Annotated in this window: 1 protein-coding gene; it reads right to left on the bottom strand. The window is 61.5% G+C overall.

Annotated features, from left to right (window positions below; genetic code table 11):
- Positions 1-56: 56 nt before the first annotated feature.
- Positions 57-3,521: type I secretion C-terminal target domain-containing protein (locus UB48_RS19560; protein WP_045200074.1), on the bottom strand; the 3,465-nt coding region annotated here is incomplete at its 5' end.

Here is a 3,521-nt window from a genome sequence, read left to right as displayed (position 1 = left end):
ATTACGACCGCTGCGCGCTCGATCGCTGGCAAGCCAGCTCCCACAGGCCTACACCGTCAGACGGTATCCACCTTCAACGAATGATCGTTGAGCATGCCGTTGATGATCGTCGCCGTGTCCTGCCCTGCCGCAATCACCCCGCCCGCACCTGCCGTCACACCATAGTGCTGGGCCAGGTTCACCCCTGCCAGGTCGATGGTCTGGGTCGGCGCCGCACCTGCCACCGAGCTGACCTCGATGGTCGACACCACGCTGGCGCCACTGCCGGTGACCTTGAAGTGCAGATAGTCATCCAGCGACGCTGTCGTCGCATTCTCACCCTGCAACAGTTGCGACAGATCCAGACGATCGGTGCCCGGGGTGAAGTCGGTGACCACGTCGTGCCCGGTGTTGCCCTGCTGGTACAGGAAGGTATCGCTACCCGTGCCGCCAGTCAGGGTGTTGTTGCCCGGGCCGCCGATCAGCACATCATCACCGCCACCGCCAATCAGGGTGTCGTTGCCCAGGCCGCCATTAAGCACGTTGGCGTTGTCGTTGCCGGTAAGGGTGTCGTTGTAGTCCGAACCGATCAGGTTCTCGATCGCCACCAGGGTGTCGGTACCGGCCCCCCCGGTGTTCTGCGCTCCGACCGTGCTCAGATTGACCGTCACCGCGCTGCCGGCGCTGGCGTAGCTGGCGGTGTCAATACCCGCGCCACCGTCGAGCAGGTCGTTGCCGGCACCACCGATCAACAGGTCATTGCCATCACCGCCGTAGAGGAAGTCGTTGCCATCCCCGCCGATCAGTACGTCGTTACCCGCCCCGGCATTGAGGGTGTCATTGCCAGCACCTGCCAGCAGGGTATCGTCACCGCTGGTACCGGTGAGGGTATTGCCCTCCTGATAAACGAAGTCGACATTGCCGGTGCTGCTGCCACCATGCCCGTCGCTGACGGTATAGGTGCCGTAGGCGGTTTCGTTCTGGGCGTTGGAATAGTCGACAGTCATGGTCAGCGCGTAGTTTTCAGCCGCGTTGGTGTTGCTGCCTGACGAGTTGGTGAGGTTGACCAGGTGGATGCTGTAGACCCCGGCATGGCTGGCGGTGAAAGAGCCGCCGTCGGCGATGGTTTGATAGCTGCCGCTCTCGTCTTTCCATTCCATCAGGATGTTGCCCGCTGCCAGGTTGTGATCGAGGGTCAGCGTCTCGCCTTTTTTCAGGGTAACGGTCAATACGTCCTCATCGTTGGCATTGGCCGTGGTCACTGCCCCCAGGTAGCCACTGACAACCAGTGCCGCCGTCATGGCATTGGCCGGGCCTCTGAAGGCACTGCGCGGCAGGTCCCGCAGCTGGTTGGCGCCGGTGTTGTTGGTACCATTGAAGGTAACCGTCGGCGGTGTACCGCTGCCCACGGTAAAGCCTGCACCTTTTGCCGCCCAGCCGGTATCGAAGGTGGTCGTCGAAGGCACGCTCAGGCGGTCATGGTTGGCATCGCTGTCATTGGCCAGCAAGGCTTCGGCGGGCACGGTGATGCTGCTCGACAGAATGTTGCTGATGACATGGTCGGCCCCGGCCACTGGCGCGGTGTTGGCGTAGACATTGATCACCAGATTGGCACTGGCGGTATCGCCATCGTTGTCACTGGCGACGAAGCCGATCTGCTCGACCTGGCCGCTGCCGGTGTCCTTGGGCGGCGTGTAGGTAAAGTCGCCGGTATCCATGTTGACCACAATGCTGCCGCCTATCGCCGTCTTCACGGTAATGCTGTTGGTGCCGGTATCGAAAGTACCCCGGTCCGCCGCACCGCTGGTGGCATAAGAGCCCGCACCGCCGTTGCCCTTTGGATCGTAGGTGTAGGTGGTGCCGTCAATCACCAGCGACTTGATAAAGCCGCCATCAGCGCCGAACTGGCCGCCACTCATCAGGCTACCGGTGATCGGCGCCCCCTGGACGGTGCCGGACAGCACCGAGTTGAGCTGGTTGAGGTCGGTGACCACAGTGGCATTGGTGTCGGTGTGGGTACTACCGTCGTAGGACAACGGATTGAGGTTACCGGCATTGACGCCACTGCCCAGACCGATCGCGTAGGACTTGATCCCGTTACTGTCGAGGAAACCCTCCCATTCAACTTCGCGCGGCGCGGTAATCGCGTGCCCGGACGTAGGTGCGCCGTCGGAGAAGAAGTACACGATATTTTGCGCACCGGTGATTTTACCTCCGGTGGTGTAGGCCGACTGCGCCGAGGTAATCGCCGAATCGTAATAGGTCGAACCACCCGCGCTGAGGCCGTTGACGATAGCCTTGGCCTGGTCGACGGTCACCCACACAGTTGAAGGCTGGTTGGCCCCGGTAGAGAAGGTCACCAGTTGGACCTTTACATCGCCCATTTCATCGTACTTGTCGAGCAAGGCATTGATCGCCTGCTTGGCCAGTTGCATCCGCGTCAGGCCCGGCACGCCAGACGCCTCATTCATACTGCCGGAAACGTCGATCACCAGCAGCAGGTTGGAATCCACCTGCCCCGGAGTCACCGAGCGTTCTGCCCCGACTGCATTCGGTACGTCGTCGACAATCTTCACATCGATCGTCGCGTTGGCGGAGCTGCCATCGGTGTCGGTGGCGACGACATTGATGCTCTCGTTGAGGTTGTTGATGCCATTGGCGTTCGGGTGGTTTTCGTTGTCGAGCAAGGTGTAGGTGTAACTGACTACGCCAGTGGCCGGGTTGTAACCGGTGATGGTGATCGAGTTACCCAGCGGCGTAGTCCCGCTCTGTGGGAAGCCGTTGACCACCCCGCCACTGACCACGCTGATGCCACCGACGGTCAGGCTTTGCAGGCCGTCAGGAGCCGTAACGGTGAAGGTGCCGCTCTGGGTCAGGGCCGGAGAGTCCGGGCTGGTGCCGTCGCTGAGGTTCTTCTCGTAGACGGTCAGCTCGCCACCGTTGACGTTCAGGCCGTCAATGGTGACCGGGTTGTCCAGGTTGCTGACATTGAGCTTGAGCGTCGCTGTGCTGGTGTCGCCATCGGCATCGCGCAAGGTGTAGGTGAAGGTATCGACACCTGTGCCACCGCCGTGCAGGTTGATGAAGTCCGTATCGTTGGGGTTCAGGGTGTAGGTGTAGGAACCGTCGGCGGCCAGCACCAGGGTGCCGTAGGTACCGACAAAGGTGCCAGCGGTGATCGGCCCGGTTACGCGGTCGGCGCCCTGTACGTCGTTGGTCAGCACATTGCCGGTGAGGGTCAGCTGTACCTCAGTGGCCGTAACTGCGTTGGTGTCGTTAACAGCGCTCGGCAGGTCATCGACGATATTGACGTCGATCGAACCGCTGGCGGTGCTGCCGTCGGTATCGGTGGCGGTTACCGTAAAGCTTTCGTTGAGACTATTGGCACCATTGGCCGTCGGATGGCTCTCGTTATCGAGCAAGGTGTAGCTGTAGGTCACCACGCCGGTCGCCGGATTGTAGCCGGTGATGGTCAGGGTATTGCCCAGGGCGGTGGTCGCCGATTGCGGGAAGCCGCTGACCACGCCGCCACTGACCACGTT

The sequence above is a fragment of the Pseudomonas sp. 2(2015) genome (assembly GCF_000955865.1).
Classification (GTDB): Bacteria; Pseudomonadota; Gammaproteobacteria; order Pseudomonadales; family Pseudomonadaceae; genus Aquipseudomonas.
This window is presented reverse-complemented; position numbering and strand designations above follow the sequence as displayed.